Origin of the sequence: Megasphaera sp. AF13-6AC, from assembly GCF_027685385.1 — a bacterium.
GTDB lineage: Bacteria > Bacillota > Negativicutes > Veillonellales > Megasphaeraceae > Megasphaera > Megasphaera micronuciformis.
This window is the reverse complement of sequence record NZ_JAQCUN010000104.1, coordinates 1-1,008: the sequence shown is the minus strand read 5'-3', so window position 1 is coordinate 1,008 and position 1,008 is coordinate 1. Positions and strand designations below refer to the sequence as shown.

General features: G+C 49.7%; 1 pseudogene. It reads left to right on the top strand.

Annotation, left to right across the window (positions count from 1 at the left end):
- Window positions 1-1,008, top strand: a pseudogene (locus PGX78_RS06300) (DNA-directed RNA polymerase subunit beta); the annotation flags it as partial.

Below are 1,008 nucleotides of genomic sequence, written 5' to 3'. Positions count from 1 at the left end.
TCAGTTGTCTCAGTTCATGGACCAGACGAACCCCTTGGCCGAATTGACACACAAGCGTCGTCTCAGTGCCCTCGGCCCCGGCGGCTTGTCGCGTGAACGCGCGGGCTTTGAAGTTCGCGACGTACATCATTCTCACTATGGCCGTATGTGCCCCGTCGAAACGCCTGAAGGTCCGAATATCGGTTTGATTTCGTCCTTGGCATGTTACAGTAAGGTCAATGAATTCGGGTTTATCGAAGCCCCGTATCGTCGTGTGGACAAAACGACACACGTTGTTACGGATGATGTCCATTACATTACGGCTGATGAAGAAGAACAATATATTATTGCCCAGGCTAACGAACCGTTGGCGGAAGACGGTACCTTTGTTAATGAACGCGTTGCCTGCCGCCACGGCGAAGCCGTTTTGGAAGTGGCACGCGATCGCGTGGACTTCATGGACGTATCGCCTCGTGAAGTAGTCTCTGTCGGTACCTCTATGATTCCGTTCTTGGAAAATGATGATGCGAACCGTGCCTTAATGGGTGCGAATATGCAGCGGCAGGCTGTGCCCTTGTTACGCACCCAGGCACCGCTCGTCGGTACGGGTATGGAATACAAGGCCGCTTGTGACTCGGGGGTTTGCATTTTGGCTAAGCATGCCGGCAAAGTAGCTCGTGTTACAGGGGATGAAATAATTATTACGACGGACGAAGGCGGTACGGATACATATAAACTGATTAAGTTCGTTCGTTCAAACCAGAGTACGTGTATCAATCAGCGTCCTCTCGTATATAAGGGTGAACGGGTTGAACGTGATCAGGTCTTGGCCGACGGTATGGCTACGGACGGCGGTGAATTGGCTTTAGGGTACAATATCCTCGTTGCTTACATGCCTTGGGAAGGCTATAACTACGAAGATGCCGTTCTTTTAAGTGAAGAACTGCCTAAAAATGATATTTACACATCCATTCATGTAGAAGAATATGAATGCGATGCACGTGATACTAAATTGGGTGCTGAAGAAAT